This window comes from Burkholderia sp. Bp8963 (assembly GCF_003854275.1).
Lineage (GTDB): Bacteria > Pseudomonadota > Gammaproteobacteria > Burkholderiales > Burkholderiaceae > Burkholderia.
Map to the genome: position 1 here is coordinate 42,338 of NZ_QTQP01000044.1, position 15,566 is coordinate 57,903.

The 15,566-nt window shown below is 68.2% G+C and carries 15 protein-coding genes; 7 read left to right on the plus strand and 8 right to left on the minus strand.

The annotated features are described in order from the left end of the window. Positions 1 to 48: 48 nt before the first annotated feature. The 3 genes from DID96_RS28520 to DID96_RS28530 form a co-directional block, all read right to left on the minus strand. Positions 49 to 348, minus strand: coding sequence for a DUF4148 domain-containing protein (locus DID96_RS28520; protein ID WP_124602577.1), 300 nt, complete (start codon positions 346 to 348; stop codon positions 49 to 51). Between the two features lie 206 nt (positions 349 to 554). After that, positions 555 to 815, minus strand: a complete 261-nt coding sequence (locus tag DID96_RS28525; RefSeq protein ID WP_124602578.1) for a hypothetical protein — start codon at positions 813 to 815, stop codon at positions 555 to 557. A gap of 103 nt (positions 816 to 918) precedes the next feature. Next, positions 919 to 2,607, minus strand: a complete 1,689-nt coding sequence (locus tag DID96_RS28530; protein WP_124602579.1) for a metallophosphoesterase family protein — start codon at positions 2,605 to 2,607, stop codon at positions 919 to 921. 214 nt (positions 2,608 to 2,821) lie between these two features. Between DID96_RS28530 and dapF the strand changes: the two genes are divergently transcribed. The 7 genes from dapF to DID96_RS28565 all read left to right on the plus strand — a co-directional run bounded on the left by dapF (position 2,822) and on the right by DID96_RS28565 (position 9,052). Then, positions 2,822 to 3,727: a diaminopimelate epimerase gene (gene dapF, locus DID96_RS28535; protein ID WP_124602589.1), complete on the plus strand. Its 906-nt coding sequence runs from the start codon at positions 2,822 to 2,824 to the stop codon at positions 3,725 to 3,727. Between the two features lie 245 nt (positions 3,728 to 3,972). Then, on the plus strand, positions 3,973 to 4,584 hold the full coding sequence (locus DID96_RS28540; RefSeq protein ID WP_124602590.1) for a c-type cytochrome: 612 nt from the start codon (positions 3,973 to 3,975) through the stop codon (positions 4,582 to 4,584). A 61-nt stretch (positions 4,585 to 4,645) separates the two neighbouring features. Continuing rightward, positions 4,646 to 5,872, plus strand: coding sequence for a c-type cytochrome (locus DID96_RS28545; RefSeq protein ID WP_409333823.1), 1,227 nt, complete (start codon positions 4,646 to 4,648; stop codon positions 5,870 to 5,872). Positions 5,873 to 5,879: 7 nt separating this feature from the next. Then, complete coding sequence (locus tag DID96_RS28550; protein ID WP_124602581.1) at positions 5,880 to 6,062, plus strand: hypothetical protein; 183 nt, start codon at positions 5,880 to 5,882, stop codon at positions 6,060 to 6,062. Positions 6,063 to 6,073: 11 nt separating this feature from the next. Next, positions 6,074 to 6,643 (plus strand): cytochrome C oxidase subunit II, encoded by a 570-nt coding sequence (locus tag DID96_RS28555; RefSeq protein ID WP_124602582.1) that lies wholly within the window; start codon positions 6,074 to 6,076, stop codon positions 6,641 to 6,643. Next, the gene (locus tag DID96_RS28560) at positions 6,633 to 8,258 is read left to right on the plus strand and encodes a b(o/a)3-type cytochrome-c oxidase subunit 1 (RefSeq protein ID WP_124602583.1); all 1,626 of its coding nucleotides are present in this window, start codon (positions 6,633 to 6,635) and stop codon (positions 8,256 to 8,258) included. Before DID96_RS28555 ends, DID96_RS28560 begins: the two co-directional genes overlap by 11 nt. Next, a complete protein-coding gene (locus DID96_RS28565) occupies positions 8,255 to 9,052 on the plus strand; it encodes a c-type cytochrome (protein ID WP_124602584.1) in 798 nt (265 codons plus the stop codon). Before DID96_RS28560 ends, DID96_RS28565 begins: the two co-directional genes overlap by 4 nt. 18 nt (positions 9,053 to 9,070) lie before the next feature. Here DID96_RS28565 and DID96_RS28570 read toward each other — a convergent pair whose 3' ends face one another. From DID96_RS28570 to DID96_RS28590, 5 genes are all read right to left on the minus strand, one after another. After that, the gene (locus tag DID96_RS28570; RefSeq protein WP_124602585.1) at positions 9,071 to 10,264 is read right to left on the minus strand and encodes a tyrosine-type recombinase/integrase; all 1,194 of its coding nucleotides are present in this window, start codon (positions 10,262 to 10,264) and stop codon (positions 9,071 to 9,073) included. A 17-nt stretch (positions 10,265 to 10,281) separates the two neighbouring features. Then, positions 10,282 to 11,670: a multidrug transporter subunit MdtD gene (gene mdtD, locus DID96_RS28575; RefSeq protein WP_260464029.1), complete on the minus strand. Its 1,389-nt coding sequence runs from the start codon at positions 11,668 to 11,670 to the stop codon at positions 10,282 to 10,284. Positions 11,671 to 11,867: 197 nt separating this feature from the next. Next, entirely contained in the window at positions 11,868 to 13,982 is a 2,115-nt protein-coding gene (locus tag DID96_RS28580; protein ID WP_124602587.1) for a phosphocholine-specific phospholipase C, read from the minus strand. 41 nt (positions 13,983 to 14,023) lie between these two features. Beyond that, the gene (locus DID96_RS28585) at positions 14,024 to 14,221 is read right to left on the minus strand and encodes a hypothetical protein (protein WP_124602588.1); all 198 of its coding nucleotides are present in this window, start codon (positions 14,219 to 14,221) and stop codon (positions 14,024 to 14,026) included. 314 nt (positions 14,222 to 14,535) lie between these two features. Beyond that, positions 14,536 to 15,300: a 2-keto-4-pentenoate hydratase gene (locus DID96_RS28590; RefSeq protein WP_185732382.1), complete on the minus strand. Its 765-nt coding sequence runs from the start codon at positions 15,298 to 15,300 to the stop codon at positions 14,536 to 14,538. Positions 15,301 to 15,566 lie beyond the last annotated feature (266 nt).

Sequence of the window (15,566 nt, forward strand, 5' to 3'; positions counted from 1 at the left end):
GCGGTGGCGTCGGCGTTACTGGCGACATGCCGGCGGACGGCGAACGGCTTAGTGGCCGAAGTAGACCGAGTCGCGCGGGTTCTGCACCTTCGCGGCCGGCGCGGCGCCCTGGACGACCGGCGCGGCTTGCGCGCCGTAGCCGCTGTTGTCGGCGCCTTGCACACGGGCCTGCGCGGCCTGGATGTCTGCCGGGTAGTGCGGGCTCGACAGGCCCGGCTTGTAGCCGGCGTTCTCGAGCTGGACCAGCTCGTTGCGCACTTGCGCGCGGGTCACGGTGCTTTGCGCGAACGCGCCGAACGAAGCGGACAGCGCGGTAGCGGCGACGACTGCGTAGACGATTGATTTCATGATGACCTCCGATGTAGTTTGGTTCTCCGCGTTCGACACGATGTCGTAAGCGGTTGAATACATCGTAGGCTTCGACGGTCCTAGGGTAAACGTGGGTTTCGGCGAAAGATCCTTGTCGCTGAGACAATAATGACGGGATAAATCCCGTCCGTCCCTGATTATTATGTCGCGTCAAGCCCCGATCGGGACGCGGTTGGCGCGGGGGCTCAGACGCTGTCGGCGTCCTCGATTTCCTTGCGCGCGCGGCGCTCCTCGTTGCCGCGGCGCGCACGCAGGCGCTGGCGCGACAGCACGGCGATCACCTGCTGCGTGGATGCGCCGGAAGGCACTTCGTTGCGGATGCGGTCGGCGACCATCGGCAGGCCGGCGCGCTGCCGGCGCAGCGCCTGGGCGATCGCGCGGCGGCATTCGTCGCCATGGCAATCCCATTCGTCGCGGATTTTCTGGCAATAGCGGCATGGTTCCATGCACGACAGTCTAACGTGTCTTCGCGAACGGCGAGTTCTTCGAAAGCCGCGGTCGACTGTCGGCCGCCGTGCGGGCGCTTGCCCCGCGCGGCGGCCCGCATGCTCAGCGCTCGCGGCGCTGCTTGCCCAGCGTGATCGTCTCGAACAGCTCGTACTGCGCGGTCGGCTGCTGGTCCGCGCCCGGTGCGTGGTAGTAGCGCATCGTGATCGTCGTCTCGCCGCCCGGCTTGCCCGGATCGTGATCGAACACCGCAATGCCGTAGCCGGTGCCCGTGTCGCGGCGGGCGGACCAGATCGCATCCTCGAGCGCGTCGGCCGGCTTGCGCACGAACGTGTTCGGCGCCGCGCCCGGCACCGGGCGGTTCGGCTTCGTGAACACCTTCGCCTGCGCAAAGCCCGTCGCGGGATCCTCGCCGTACACGTCGAGCGGCGCGCTCGTGCCGCCGCCGCCGAGGATCAGGTGGATCGTCCCGTGGCTCGTGTCGAACGTCGCGCGCGACGGATCGGCCGCCACGGCCGGACGCGGCTGCAGCGTATCGACGACTTCGCCCGTGGCCGCATCGACGCCCGCGCGATGGTTGCAGCCGCGCACCGGATAGCTGCGCTCGTAATCGTGATCGTGGCCGCACAGCACGAGATCGACGCCGTAGCGGTCGAACAGCGGCAGCCACGCTTCGCGGATCCCCTTGTCCGAGCCATTGCCCGTCTTCGACGAGCTCAGCGCGTCCTGATGCATCTGCACGACGATCCAGTCGATGTCGTGATCCTTCGACGCGTGATGCAGCGTGCGTTCGAGCCAGCGCGTCTGCTCGCCGTTGCTGTAGCCGCGGATGTAGAACGACGTGCCCGGCTCGATCGGCGGATGCCCGGTGCTGGCCGCCGGCACGAGCGGGTTCGGGCCGGCGACGAAGGCGGCCGCGTCCTGGTAGACGATGTCGTCCGCATCGAGCGAGATGAACAGCACCGAGCTCACGCGGAAGCTGTACCAGCGGCCCGGAAAGTGCGTGCCGTTCTCGGGCAACTGATATCGCGCGAGATACGAATCGAAGCCCTGCGGGCCGTTGTTGAACTCGACTTCGTGGTTGCCGGGACACGGCATCCACGGCCGGTTCGCGGCCGACGTCTGGTTGTTGTTGCCGAAGTCGCGCCACACGTCAGGCTGGTGCGCGGGGCTCAGGTTCGCGTAGCACAGGTCGCCGTTCAGCAGGTGGAACAGCGGCTGGAACTGCTCGACCGCCTGCACCGCGAAGCGGCTCTGCGGCGACGACAGCACCCATGCGCCGTTCGGTGTCGCGAGATCGCCGTAGCTCGTGAAGCGGAACGGCGCGCGGCCGCGCGGCGCGGTCGCGAAGGTCGCCGTGAACGGCTGCGCGGCGTTGCTGTCGTTGTCGGCCGTCAGCATGTACTGGTAGCGGGTGCCGGGCTTCAGGCCATGCACGCGCGCGTGATAGGCGAACACGGTCTCGCCGTTCAGGCCGTCCGTGTAAAGGCGCTGCACGCCGTGCACGATGCGCGGCGCTTCGCAGTCGGCGCTGATGCGCGCGCGCGGATTGACGGCCGGCGCGAGCGACGCCCACGAGATCACGACTTCCGACGCCGGGTCGTTGCCCCACGTCAGGTGGATCTGTTCGGGCGTGCCGTCCGGCGTCGGCGCGGCGGCCCTGCCGGCCGCCGCGAGGCCGCCCGCTGCGGTCGCGAGGCCGGACACGCCGGCAAGCTTCAGGAAACCGCGGCGCGACACGGCGGCGGCCGGTTCGGGTTGCTGATCGGGGGAGTTGTCCTGGTTCGACATGGTCGGGATTCTCGTTGAAAGGGGCGCGAGGACGCGAAGCCGCACGGTCCGGCGCAACGCGCGGCGGGCGGCGGCGTGGGCCGGAAGCGAGCGGGGTCCCGGCGACAGGCATTGTTGACGGGCTGTTTTGCCGGGTTGTGACAGCGTGGCGCGGCTGATCTTCGATTACCGGTACCATTCCCGGACAACCAACCGATCGGGAAGAGGGCCGCGCATGACTGTGGATTTCGTCAAGATGCATGCACATGGCGATGACTTCGTCGTCGTTGACCGGCGCGGCAAGCTCGACCCGATCACGAGTGACCTAGCCCGCCGGCTCGGCGATCGACATCGGGGCATCGGATTCAATCAGCTCGCGGTCGTGCTGGATTGCGATGACGCGGCCGCGCGCGTGCGGTTCTGGAATCCGGACGGTACGGTGCTCGACACGTGTGGCAGTGCGACCCGCGGCGTGGCAGACATGCTGATGCGCGAAGCGAACGCGTCGTCGATCGTGCTGAAAACCAATCGCGGCTTGTTGACCTGCGTGCGGGGCCCCGATCGACGTGTATCGGTCGATATGGGAACCCCGCTCGTCGGTTGGCAGGACATCCCGCTCGCCGAGGCGGTCGATACGAATGCGTTGCCGCTTTCCGGCAATCCCACCGCCTGCAGCATGGGCAATCCGCATTGCACGTTTTTCGTCGACGATCTGGCAGCCGTCGACGTCGCGGCAATCGGGCCAGGGATCGAAACGCATCCGCTGTTCCGCAACAAGACGAACGTCCACTTCGTGCAGATTCTCGGCCGCACCCGCATCCGCTTGCGGATCTGGGAGCGTGGAGGCGGCATTCCACTCGGATCGGGTTCGTGTTGTTGCGGCGCGGTGGTCGGCGGGATTCGGCGCGGCCTTCTGGACGATAGCGTCGACGTCGAATGCGATGGGGGAATGGTCAACGTGCAATGGGACGGGACCGGCGGCGTCGTGCTGACCGGTTCGGTCGAGCCGGTCTTTCGCGGAACGATTGCCGATCATTTGCTGCAGGACAATGCGCGAGGGGGCGCACGCGGCACAGTGAGCGAAGACCGTCCGCGCCAGACGCCCGGACAGCAACTTGAAAAGGTCACGATTAGGCTCTAGTGTTATACACACTGCGCACCGCTTCTGTCCCCACTGCTTGTCGGCGACGATGGGTGTCACGATCATGTCCGCAACCTGCATGCATGATCATCCAGCGCGACGTTGTTCCTTCCGAGATCAGCCGAACGAGGACGCCGGTGACGTATCGCATTGCATTGCTCACCGCCGTATTGATCGTGCCATGCCTGCGATGGAGTTCGCCGGCATGGGCGGCCGGCCCGGTCACCGCCCCGGCGCCGGATACGATGGAGGCGCGCGTGATGGGCTGCGCCGCTTGCCACGGCGCGCATGGCGAGGGCACCGACAACGACTACTTCCCGCGCCTTTCCGGCAAACCCGCCGGCTACCTGTACCGTCAGCTGCGCGCGTTTCGCGACGGCGGACGCAAATACCCGCCGATGAACTACCTGCTCGCGTATCTGCCCGACGCATACCTGCGGCAGATCGCCGAGTATTTCGCCGCACAGCATCCGCCGTTCCGGCCGCCTGCGGCGCCTGCCGTCGATGCGCAGGTGCTCGCGCACGGCAAGGCGCTCGTCACGGACGGCGATCACGCGCGCGGCGTGCCGGCGTGCGCGACGTGCCATGGCCGTGAGCTGACCGGCATGTCGCCGGCAATTCCCGGGCTGGTCGGGCTGCACGCGACTTACATCGGCGCGCAGCTCGGCGCATGGCGCTACGGCACGCGCCGGGCCGCGGCCCCGGATTGCATGCACGACATCGCAACGCGACTTTCCGACAGCGACATCACCGCGGTCGCCGCATGGCTTGCCGCGCAACCCGCGCCGGCGGACCCGACGCCGATTGCGGAAGACCGCTCGAGACTGCCGCTTGCGTGCGGCAGCGTGGCCAACTAGCCGGAGGCGCGCCGTGACCCGCCCGCGATTCCTCGACACGCTCGCGCTGCTGCTGGTCGGCATGACGGTCACGTTCGCCGGCGCGCAGGCCGCCGACCCGGCGCTACCGAGTGACCGCGCGAAGCTGCTCGAGCGCGGCGAGTACCTGGCCCGCGCGGGCGACTGCATCGCGTGCCACACGGTGCCGGCCGGCAAGCTGTTCGGCGGCGGCCGGCCGATGGAAACGCCGTTCGGCACGCTGTATTCGTCGAACATCTCGTCGGACAAGGCGACGGGCATCGGCGCCTGGACCGCGGACGAGTTCTTCCGGGTGATGCACGAAGGCAAGTCGCGCGACGGCTCGTATCTGTATCCGGCCATGCCGTTCGCGTCGTACACGAAGGTCACGCGCGCCGATTCCGACGCGATCTTCGCGTACCTGCTGTCGGTGCCGCCGATCCACCAGCCGAACCGGCCGCACGAGTTGAGCTTCCCGTTCAACCAGCGTCAGCTGCTGCTCGGCTGGCGCACGCTGTTCTTCCGCGAAGGCGAATACAAGCCGGATCCCGCGCAATCCGCCGAATGGAATCGCGGCGCCTATCTGGTCGAAGGGCTCGGCCATTGCACGATGTGCCATACCGAGATCAACGCGCTCGGCGGCAATACGCGTTCGAAGGAATATCAGGGCGGCCTGATCCCGCTGCAGAACTGGTACGCGCCGTCGCTGACGTCGAACCGCGAGGCCGGTCTCGGCGAATGGGGCATCGGCGACATCGTCGACCTGCTGAATGCGGGCGTATCGAGTCGCGGCGCCGTTTATGGGCCGATGGCCGAAGTCGTCTACGACAGCTTCCAGTACCTGAACGAGGACGACGTGCGCGCGGTCGCGGTCTACCTGAAATCGCTGCCCGGCCGCTCCGGCGAGGCCGACACCGGGCCGCCGAAGCCGCTCGTGACCGAGGAGACCAACCGTCTCGCACCGCTCGGCAAGAAGATCTACGAAGCACAATGCGCGCTGTGCCATGCGAAGGAAGGGCAGGGCATGCCGCCGCATTTCCCGCCGCTCGCGAACAACCAGTCGATCCAGATGACGTCCTCGGTCAATCCGATCCGCATGGTGCTGAACGGCGGCTATGCGCCCGGCACGCGCAAGAACCCGATGCCGTACGGGATGCCGCCGTTCGCGCAGCTGCTGTCGGACGAGGAGGTCGCGGCGGTCGTCACGTACATCCGCACCGCATGGGGCAACCACGGCAAGCCGGTCAACGCGAAGGAAGTGAACGCGCTGCGTTCGGCGCCCATCTTCTGAGGACACGATGATGCATTCACCCGCGTCGCATGACGGCGCCCCCGATCAGGAAAGCGAACGCGTCGACGAGATCGTGCGGCGCGGCCCGCGCGGCGCGATCGCGCTGGCCGGCACCGCGACGGCGATCGTCATCGCGCTGTGGTTCGCGTTCTATTTCCTGGTGTTCCTGCCGCGCGGCGTCATCCAGTAACGCGGGTCGACATGGCGAACTCATCCGTTCAGGGCCGCTCCGATTCCGCCGACGTCGCCGCCCGCATCGAGCGGCGCTGGGCGGCCGTGATGCTGGGCATCATCGTGGTGCTCGTGTGCATGGTGATCTTCACCGGCGTGCATTGGGCGATGATGCCGCCGTCGCGCGTCGAGACGATTCGGCCGGAGTCGCTGCACGTGTCCGGCGAATTCGTCGAAAGCAATCTCGGCAGCGCGCTCGAGCCCGACGGCTCGGTGACGGTGCGCATCGTCGCGCAGCAGTATTCGTTCACGCCGCAGTGCGTGCTGGTGCCGGCCGATACGCCGATCCGGTTCCGCGCGACGAGCGCGGACGTCGTGCACGGCTTCCTCGTGACCGACACGAACATCAACTCGATGGTGGAGCCCGGCTACATCGCGACGTTCCGCACGCGCTTCGCCGAGCCTGCCGACCACCTGATGCCGTGCCACGAGTATTGCGGCACCGGTCATCAGGGGATGTGGGCACACGTGAAGGTCATCGACAAGGCCGCGTTCCAGCAGCTGGCCGCCCAATCGCGGAGACTGAGCTGTGTTAAATAGCAAACGCCTCGTGCTCGCGCATTTCTGGCTCGCGTTCATCACGTTCGGTGTCGCGCTGCCGCTCGGCGCGTGGCAGATGATCGTTCGCAGTCCGTTGCACTCGTGGCTGCGCGATCCCGAGCTCTACTACCGGTCGGTGACCGAGCACGGCACGGTGATGGGCTACGTGTTTCCGACGCTGATCGCGATGGGATTCGGCTATGCGGTGACGGAGCTGGCGCTGAAGCGGCCGCTGGTCGGCGTGCGCTGGGCGTGGGGCGGGCTCGCGCTGGTCGCGCTCGGCGCCGTGGCCGCGAGCGTGCCGGTCGCGATGGGGCGCGCGTCGGTGCTGTACACGTTCTATCCGCCGATGATCGGCAACGTGTTCTATTACATCGGCGTCGTGCTGGTGGTGGTCGGCTCGTGGATCTGGGTCGCGCTGATGTCGATCAATCTCGCCGCGTGGAAGCGCGATCATCCGGGCCAGACGGTGCCGCTCGCGATGTTCGCGAGTGTCGCGGGCGCGTACCTGTGGGGCTGGACCGCGGTCGGCGCGGCGCTCGAAGTGATCTTCCAGATCCTGCCGGTCGCGCTTGGCCTCAGGACGACCATCGACGCTGGGCTCGCGCGCATCTTCTTCTCGTGGACGCTGCACGCGATCGTCTACTTCTGGCTGATGCCTGCATATATCGCGTACTACACGATCATTCCGCGCGCGATCGGCGGGCGGCTGTACAGCGACGCGATGGCGCGGATCTCGTTCATCCTGTTTCTCGTCGTGTCGATGCCGATCGGGCTGCATCACCTGTTCGTCGATCCGCAGGTCGGCGCGGGATTCAAGTTCCTGCAGTCGGTGTTCACGTCGCTGGTCGCGGTGCCGACGCTGCTCACGGTGTTCACGATCAGCGCCTCGGTCGAGATCGCCGCGCGGCTGCGCGGCGGCAAGGGTGCATTCGGCTGGCTGAAGGCGCTGCCGTGGGACAACCCGCAGATGCTCGCACTCGCGTTCTCGTTCGTGATGCTCGGCTTCGGCGGCGCGGGCGGCCTGATCAACATGAGCTACCAGCTCGACGCGACGATCCACAACACGCAGTGGATCACCGGGCATTTCCACCTGATCTTCGCGGGCGCGATCGTCACGATGTACTTCGCGATCGCGTACGACCTGTGGCCGCATCTGACCGGGCGCGCGCTGACGAACTGGCGGCTGATGCGCTGGCAGCTGTGGCTGTGGTTCATCGGCATGATCGTCACGACCTTCCCGTGGCACTGGGTCGGCATCCTCGGCATGCCGCGCCGGATGGCCTATTACGACTACGGCGATCCCGCGATCGCCGCGCAGGCGATCTGGGTTGCAATGTCGGCGATCGGCGGGCTGATCCTCGTCGCGTCGGCAATCCTGTTCTTCGTCGTGCTGATCCAGGGGCATCGCGCGCCGCGCAGCGAGCCGGAAGCGTATCGCTTCAGCGCGCCGGTGCATGAGACGCCGACGATGCCCGTCGCGCTGAACGGCTTCGCGCTGTGGCTCACGCTGATGATCGGCCTGACGATCGTCAATTACGGCTACCCGATCGTCCAGTTGATGGCGCGCGACGATACGTCGGTTCCCGCAATCGCGATCGGAGCACGGCGATGAGCGACGAACGCCTGTTCTCATTGCGCAACCCGTGGTTCCGCGTCAGTGTCGGCGCGGTGCTGGGCGTCGCGCTCGTGTCCGCGTTGATCGGATTCGTATGGCTGCCGTCGGTGCAGCCCGACCCGCAGTTCCAGGGCATCTGGAACGCGATCTGCAGCGCGGCCGGCGTGCCGCGCAAATGGTTCGCGGGCAGCGACGACACCGTGGCGCCGGCCTATCCGGTCAGCCACGTCGAAGTGACGCCGCAATTGCTCGCAAACGCGACGGCGCTGTCGGTGGGCCGCGGCGCGACGCTGTCGCTGCGCTGCACGATGTGTCACGGCGAGAAGGGCATGAGCAATGCGAACACGCCGAATCTGGCCGGACAATACGCGATCGTCGTGTACAAGCAGATGCTGGATTTCGCGAACGGCGCGCGGCAGAACGCAGTGATGTCGCCGATGGTGCGCGGGCTCAGCGACCAGGACCTGCGCGACCTCGCCGCGTATTACGCATCGTTGCCGCGCGCGGGGGCGACGCGCGCCGGCGATGTGGCCGCGCCGGACATCGTCGTGCACGGGGCGCCGATGCGCAACATTCCCGCGTGCGCCGCGTGTCACGGCGAGGTCGATCACCAGACCGGCAGCCCCTGGCTCGACGGCCTGCCGGCCGCGTATACGAAAGCGCAGCTGCTCGATTTCGCAAGTGGCGCGCGCCGCAACGACATCTCCGAACAGATGCGCAACATCGCGCGCAACATGACGCCGGATGAAATCGCGGCGGCGGCGAACTGGTACGCGGGACAGGCGCGCTAGCGGCGCGCGGTGCGCCGCTCACCACCCGATCCGGTGCTTCTCTTCGGTCTCCCGGTGCCGCAAGTCGTCGTCGGTGTGCAGATACTGGCTCGTCGTGGTCAGCGATACATGGCCGAGGTTGTCGCGCACGATACGCAGGTCGATCTGACCGTCGGCCATGTGCGAGCCCGCGCTGTGCCGCAGCCAGTGCGCGGACGCCTGTTCGAGCACGCGCGCCTGCTGTTCGCCCGCGTCGCCTTGCGCGCGCAGCCGCTCCGCTGCCTGCCGGAACACCGCCTTCACGATCGTATGCAGTGCCGCGCGCGTGAGCGGCTTGCGCGCATGGCCGACCGGCAGCACGAGCGGTGTATCCTCGCCGGCGTCCGGCAGCGCGGGCATCCGATGCGCATGCCGGTAGCGCGCCAGCTCGGCCATCATCTCGGCGGTGGCCGGCACGAGGCGCTGCCGGCCGCCCTTGCCGGTCACGTCGAGCCACCAGCGCTCGCGTCCTTCGGCGTCGCGCCGGCTGAAGAACCGGCCCATCGTGGTGTCGGCCGCTTCGGTGATCCGCAGCCCGCCGAGATACAGCAGCGTGAACAGCCAGCGCGCGCGGGCGTAGTGGAGGCTCGCGCGCGCATCGTCGCGCGGCATCGCCTCGATCGTGTCCTTGACCGTCTGCCACAGCGCGGGCCCGAGATGGCGCGTGACGCGCGGCGCGGGCTTGCGCATCCGCTGCCGCGACAGCGACAGCGGATTGCCGGCCAGGTAGCCGGCCTGCACGAGCCACGAGAACATCACGTTCAGGATCACCATCGCCTGCCGCTGGCTGGCCGGCGACAGCGGCCCGTAGAACGGCCGCCAGCGCGGATCGCCGCGCGGGTGCTTGCGTCCGCCGTTCGCGCACCAGACGTCGGCGGGCGCGGGCGCGAGCATGAACTGCCGGTAGACGATCAGGTCCTCGTGCGTCAGCGACGACAGCGGCTTGCCGCGCGCGATCACGGCCCACAGCAGCAGGCGCTCGGCTTCCTTGCGGTAGTTCTGGAACGTGGTTGGCGTATCGACGAAGCGCGCGAGCCATGCGCGCACCGCGTCGAGATCGTTGGCCGCGGCGATCTGCGCGTGATCGGCGCGCGAGCGGTTGGTGCCGGCGCGCCCGTCGAGCGCGGCGGGCACGGTCAGTTCGTCGATCGGAACGGGGCGCGGCGCGAGACCGGTCGGGACGGACGGGGTCATGCGAATCGGGGTGCGGATCACCGCGCCGGACGCGGCTCGACCGCGGGCCGCGCGTCGCGTACATCGAGCCGCCGGAACACGAGCGCCGACATCAGCGTGACGACGCCGACACACACGAACGCGAACATGAAGCCGTGCGACGCCGATCCGGTGTGCGTGGAGAACAGGTTCACGAGCCCGCCGCCGATCGACACGCCGAGCCCCATCGCGAGCATCTGCATCATCGTGAACAGGCTGTTGCCGCTCGCGGCATCCGCGTGCGACAAGTCCTTCAGCGTGACGCTGTTCATCGCCGCGAACTGCATCGAATTGGCCGCGCCGAACACGACGAGCAACGCGCCTTCGAGCAGCGGCGCGGGCTGCGCGGACACCAGCGCGAAGCCCGTGATGGTCGCGCCGATGATCACCGTGTTGACGACGAGGAACGACGGATAGCCGAAGCGCTTCACGAGCGGCGCGATACAGCGCTTCGAGCACACGCCCGCGATCGCGGCCGGCAGCAGCATCAGGCCCGAGCGCAGCGGCGTGTAGCCGAGCTGGACCTGCATCAGCAGCGGCAGCATGAACGGCACCGCGCTCGTGCCGATCCGGCACAGCAGGTTGCCGAGCAGCCCGACGCCGAAGTTCGGCTCGCCGAACAGCCCGAGCCGGAACAGCGGCCGCGTGCGCGTGCGGGCGTGCGGCAGGTACGCGAGCGCGCTCGCAAGGCCGAGCACGGCGAGGCCTGCCGACCAGCCGCTGCGATGCGCGTGCATCGGCGGATCGATCGCGAGCGACAGCGCGATCATCGCGACCGACAGCAGCGCGCAGCCGATGAAATCGAACGGCGGCGGCTGGGTCGCATGATCGTGCTGAAGATAGCGCTGCACGGCGACGAGGCCGATCGCGCCGACGGGCACGTTGACGAGAAACACCCAGTGCCACGACACGGCCTGCGTGAGCCAGCCGCCCATCGTCGGCCCGACGATCGGGCCGATCTGCGCGGCGATCGACACGAACGCGAGCGCCGACACGTACTGTTCGCCCGGCACGTTGCGCAGCACCGCGAGCCGGCCGATCGGCAGCAGCATCGAGCCGCCGACGCCCTGCAGCGCGCGCGCGGCAACGAGTTGGTCGAGGCTGTGCGCGGCCGCGCAGCAGATCGAACCGAGCACGAACAGGACGATCGCGGCGGAGAACACGCGCCGTGTGCCGAAGCGGTCGGCGAGCCAGCCGGACGCGGGGGTGAGCATCGCCATCGTCAGCGTATAGGCGACGACCACGGGCTGCATCGCGAGCGGCGACGCGTGCAGGCTCTGCGCGATCGACGGCAGTGCGGTATTGACGATCGTCGTATCGAGCGCCTGCATGAAGAACGCCGAGGCGACGATCCAGAGCAGCGCGGTCTGTGAGGAATTCCGGGGCATGACTGGGTTCGGGGAAGCGCGGCGCGGCGGCAGGTGGTGCGCCGGCCGGGCCGGATGGATCTGCGGTGCCCAATGGTATCGATTCCAGCGGCGATCGGGAAGACGCTTGAAGACATTGGCTGTCATCGCCATTGCCAATGGCAATGGCGTGCGTGACGCACGCGGGTGACCGCCTGCGGCGACGGCAATGCGCGCCGCTAGATCGCTTCGGTCACCGGCGCGACCGCGGCCGGGTCCGTGATGCTCGGCTTGCCAGTCTCGACGTGCCCGGCAACGCGGCGCTGCCACTGCGCATTGCCGGCGACAGTGAACTGCAGGTCGTACCAGTGACTGCTGCACGACAGATCCCAGTGCGCCTCGACGCACTTGCCGGCCGGAACCGTCAGCGTGCGCGCCGGCTGGCCGTATGCGACGTCGGTCGCGGTCACCGTCAGCGGGCTGGCACCCGCATTGGCGACGCTCACGTAAACGTCGCCGTTCGCGACGTCGTAGCACGCGGCGATCTCGGGCTTCGCCGCTGCATCCACGGCGGCCGATCCCGCGAAGCGCCGGAAATAGCCGTTCGGACCCCAGACGCTCAACAGATACTGGCCGTTCGCATCGAGCGCCCAGCTATCGGTCAACTGCTTGCCGGCCTCGACCGTATAGCGGCGCGGCATCGCGCCCGGGTCGCCCGTGTACACCCAGAAATGCGCGCCTTGCGTGCCGGTATTCGCGAACGTCAGCGCATAGCCCTGCGCCTGCAACTGGCCCGTCACGTGCAGTTCGTACGGCAGCGGACGCGCCGGCCGCGTGCCGGGCTCCTGCGCCGCGACGACCTGTTGCGCGGTGCTCGCGGGCGCGGCCTGCGTCGTCGCGCGCGAGCATTGCATGTCCGCCTGCGCGACGTACGCCTGCGTGCTGGGCAGCGCCGGCACGGCCGGGTCCGGCTTCGAGAAATCGAGCGTCGACGTCAGGTCGCCGCAGATTGCGCGTCGCCACGGCGACAGGTTGGTCTCGATCACGCCGAAGCGCTTCTCGATGAATTGCAGCACCGACGTGTGATCGAACACCTGCGAGCAGACGAAGCCGCCTTTCGACCACGGCGACACGACGATCATCGGCACGCGCGGCCCGAGACCGTACGGAAGGTCGTCGGCCGTATAGGTGCCGGCCTGCGTCGCGGTCACGACGTTGTGACGCTCGAGCGACACGTCTGCCGTGCTCATCCCCGAACCCGGCAGCGTCGGCGCCTGCGGCGGCACCATGTGGTCGAAGAAGCCGTCGTTCTCGTCGTACATGATGAAGAGCACGGTCTTGCTCCACACGTCGGGATTCGACGTCAGCGCGTCGAGAATCGTCGACAGGTAGTACGCGCCGTAGAGCGGCGTGAATTTCGGGTGCTCCGAATACGCGGCGGGCGGCAGCAGCCACGACACCTGCGGCAGCGCGTTCGCCTGCACGTCGGCCTTCAGCTGCGTGAGCGTGCGGGTGCTCATCCCGCGCGTCTGCAGCGACGAGCCGGCCGGCGCGTTCACGAAATTCCGGAAGCACGCGAGCATGTTCGTGCCGTAGTTGCCGGTGAAGTTGTCGAAGCCGGTGCCCTGCTGGTAGATCTGCCACGAAATGCCGGCCTGTTCGAGCCGCTCCGGATACGTGGTCCAGCTGAAGGGCGGCAGCTTGATCTTGTCGAACGGGTTGTCGATGTAGTCGGTGTTGTCGAGGAGCGGGCCGCCGCCCGAGCCGAGCGGATCGACCATGCCCGTCATCAGGTACATCCGGTTCGGGTGCGTATTGCCCGGAATCGAGCAGAAGTAGTGATCGCACACGGTGAACGCATCCGCGAGCGCGTAGTGGAACGGGATGTCGTCGCGGACGTGGTAGCCCATCGTCATGTTGGTCTTCTGCGCGGCCCACTGGTCCGCGCGGCCGTTGTCGATCGCGCCGTGCGTCGTCGCCCACGTGTGCGGCAGGCCGCCGATGCACTGCGCGTTGACCGCCGGATTCGTCGTGTCGTAACGGAACGGCGCGATGACCTTCGTCGGGTCTTCCTGGCGCGGCTGGAACCACACCGGCTTGCCGTTGGGCAGCGTGACCGGGAAGCGGTCGTTGTAGCCGCGCACGCCGCTCAGATGGCCGAGGTAGTGATCGAACGACCGGTTCTCCTGCATGAACACGACGATGTGCTGCACGTCCTGGATCGTGCCGGTGACCGCATTCGGCTCGATCGCGAGCGCGCGGCGGATCGATTCTGGAAAGAGGGCGGTTGCGGCCGTTGCGCCGGCGAGGCCGGCGGAGAATTTCAGGAAATCGCGTCGCGAGTGGGTGACCATGGTGTTGGCGCGGAATGAGCGTTCTGGTTGGGGCGGCGGGATCAGGACGCGGGCGGCGTGAAGCCCGGCGGGCAGCGCATCTGCGCGGTGGCGACGGCGCCGCCGCCGCACATGGCCTTCGGTGGCGCGGGCGGGTCCGACGACGTCACGTCGTCGCCGCAGCCGCCTAACAGCACGACCACCGCGACCAGCGCGGGCAGTCCGGCGAGTGCGACGGGCGGCAGGGTCGGCGTTCGCATGGCGTATCTCCGGGGAAAGGGGTCGGCGCGAACATCGGTTCGCGTCGGCAGTCTCGAACCGCCGCGGAGAATGTAGTTTCTGCTTGTTACACGTCGATGTCGTGTTGCGGGCGGGGAGCTGATGAACGCCGGCGCTGCCGTTCCGGTGAGCCGGCCGATGCAGGGGCGACGTATCCGGTGCGACGTAGAGACGATCGTGGCGGGCACAATCATCAGATATCCGAAGTGCGATGGTGCGGTGCCACCTGGAACGTCGGCGGCGACGCGCCGGTCACCGCGCCGCACGCATGTCCGGCTCGTTGCCGCGTGCCGGCTCAGGCGACGAGCGTAACCTTGAGGCTGCCGAGCGCGCCGAAGCGCACCGTCAACGGCTCGCCGAGCGGCACCTCGAGCGCGCCCGCATACGAGCCGGTCGTGACGATCTGGCCGGCCCGGACGCCTTCGCCGCGCGCGGCGAGGAAATTGACGAGCCACATCAACGGCTTGAACGGATGTCCGTCCGGGTGCTTGCCTTCGATCGACCGGGTGAGGCCACCCTCGAACGCGAGCGCGATCGTGTCGAGCTGCGCGTGCAGGCCGTCGGGCACCACGGGCCCGACGCACAGCCCCTGGTTGAACTGCGCGTCCGCGAGCAATTCCGGCACGGTCGCGCGCGACGGATCCGCATAGCGGCAGCCGAGCACTTCGAGCACGACACGCACTTCGCGAATCGCGCCGCGCACTTCGTCGTCGTCATACGGACGTTCGCGCGGCGGCAGGTCGCGGTCGAGCACGAACGCGATTTCCGGTTCGATCCGGACAGTCGGCGTGTCGGCGACGACGCGGAACGAGCCGCCCGACGCGTCGATCGTCGACGCGAGGATCGGCGCGATGACGACGCGTCCGGCCGGCGGCAGCGCGCATTTCCAGCCGCCGACCGGCTCGCCGAGCAAGTCGACGACGCGGCGCTGGATCGCAAGCGCCGTGTCGATATCGTCGGGGCGACAGTCATCCGGCAGAAGCGGACCGGCGACGCCGGCGCGACGGGCGGCGACCAGGTGGCGCGCGGCGGCGTCCACGCGTTCGGGGGTAGGGGTCATGTCGTGTTGGTGAAGTGAAAGGAACGGCGGGCGCGGCGGCCCGGGATGCAACGCAACGGAGCCGATGATAGCGCCTTCGCCGTGTTCCGGGCCTGCCGTGGCTGCCCGCCGCTTTCGTGCAGACACGACGTCAGCCGCTTACGACCCCCACACCTGCATCTCGTCGAGCGAGTAGCCCCACGGCGTCGCGCGCTTCGTGCCGTACATCCGCACGTAGCGGCCGCGGCCGTTGAGGTTCGGCAGCGTGACGTGGCCCCAGGCGACGC

Excerpts from the sequence above, each read along its gene's own strand:
- DID96_RS28520 (WP_124602577.1), bottom strand. The coding sequence starts at position 348 with ATGAAATCAATCGTCTACGCAGTCGTCGCCGCTACCGCGCTGTCCGCT.
- DID96_RS28525 (WP_124602578.1), bottom strand. The coding sequence starts at position 815 with ATGGAACCATGCCGCTATTGCCAGAAAATCCGCGACGAATGGGATTGC.
- DID96_RS28530 (WP_124602579.1), bottom strand. The coding sequence starts at position 2,607 with ATGTCGAACCAGGACAACTCCCCCGATCAGCAACCCGAACCGGCCGCC.
- dapF (WP_124602589.1), top strand. The coding sequence starts at position 2,822 with ATGACTGTGGATTTCGTCAAGATGCATGCACATGGCGATGACTTCGTC.
- DID96_RS28540 (WP_124602590.1), top strand. The coding sequence starts at position 3,973 with ATGGAGGCGCGCGTGATGGGCTGCGCCGCTTGCCACGGCGCGCATGGC.
- DID96_RS28545 (WP_409333823.1), top strand. The coding sequence starts at position 4,646 with ATGACGGTCACGTTCGCCGGCGCGCAGGCCGCCGACCCGGCGCTACCG.
- DID96_RS28550 (WP_124602581.1), top strand. The coding sequence starts at position 5,880 with ATGATGCATTCACCCGCGTCGCATGACGGCGCCCCCGATCAGGAAAGC.
- DID96_RS28555 (WP_124602582.1), top strand. The coding sequence starts at position 6,074 with ATGGCGAACTCATCCGTTCAGGGCCGCTCCGATTCCGCCGACGTCGCC.
- DID96_RS28565 (WP_124602584.1), top strand. The coding sequence starts at position 8,255 with ATGAGCGACGAACGCCTGTTCTCATTGCGCAACCCGTGGTTCCGCGTC.
- DID96_RS28570 (WP_124602585.1), bottom strand. The coding sequence starts at position 10,264 with ATGACCCCGTCCGTCCCGACCGGTCTCGCGCCGCGCCCCGTTCCGATC.
- mdtD (WP_260464029.1), bottom strand. The coding sequence starts at position 11,670 with ATGCCCCGGAATTCCTCACAGACCGCGCTGCTCTGGATCGTCGCCTCG.
- DID96_RS28580 (WP_124602587.1), bottom strand. The coding sequence starts at position 13,982 with ATGGTCACCCACTCGCGACGCGATTTCCTGAAATTCTCCGCCGGCCTC.
- DID96_RS28585 (WP_124602588.1), bottom strand. The coding sequence starts at position 14,221 with ATGCGAACGCCGACCCTGCCGCCCGTCGCACTCGCCGGACTGCCCGCG.
- DID96_RS28590 (WP_185732382.1), bottom strand. The coding sequence starts at position 15,300 with ATGACCCCTACCCCCGAACGCGTGGACGCCGCCGCGCGCCACCTGGTC.